This is a genomic window from Streptomyces djakartensis, assembly GCF_014651075.1.
Lineage (GTDB): Bacteria > Actinomycetota > Actinomycetes > Streptomycetales > Streptomycetaceae > Streptomyces > Streptomyces djakartensis.
In genome coordinates this window covers 1-619 of record NZ_BMWE01000076.1, presented here as the reverse complement: position 1 = coordinate 619, position 619 = coordinate 1, and the positions used below count along the sequence as shown (strand labels likewise).

Here is a 619-nt window from a genome sequence, read left to right as displayed (position 1 = left end):
ATTTCTCACGAAGTTCTTTATCTGCAAAATATTCCCTCACATCTTCCAGAAGACTCCCCTGGTTTGCCTTTAATGCCAGAACATAATCCGCACGCTTTTGGCGGATTTTCTTTACAATAGCCACCTGGGTTCCCATGGCATCTGTTGTTATGATTGTCCCTTTTATATTCAGATGGTCCAACAGTTCTGGGATTGCTTTGATCTCATTTGTTTTTTCTTCTACTCGTTTCTGTCCCAGGCAAAAGCCTCTTTCATCTACAGCACTGACAATATGATTCGGTCTCTGGTTCTTATTTCCGTTCCCTCTCTGGGTTTTTCCGTCAATCGCAAGCAGGCGCTTTACTTTCTCCCCCTCATCGCTGCTTAACATTTCATTCCACTTTTGCTGAAAACTTTCCAGAAATTCAGTGGGCACCATTGCAAAAACTCTTTGGAGTGTATCATGGGAAGGGATTCCATTTGGAAGTTCCAGATAATTTTGCAAAAAATCTTCATGTTCTTTTCCAAACATCTCAATCTCTACCCAATCATCTGCATTTGCAAGCGTAGCAAAAAATACAAGCAGGATAATATCCGCCATCTTATGCAAAACTTTCTTCTCCTGTCTTATGTCCATCAC

The 619-nt window shown here is 41.2% G+C and carries 1 protein-coding gene; it reads right to left on the bottom strand.

The annotated features are described in order from the left end of the window. The coding region (locus IE212_RS35795) for an ISAs1 family transposase (RefSeq protein WP_229864738.1) at positions 1-580 on the bottom strand (580 nt) is incomplete at its 3' end. Positions 581-619 lie beyond the last annotated feature (39 nt).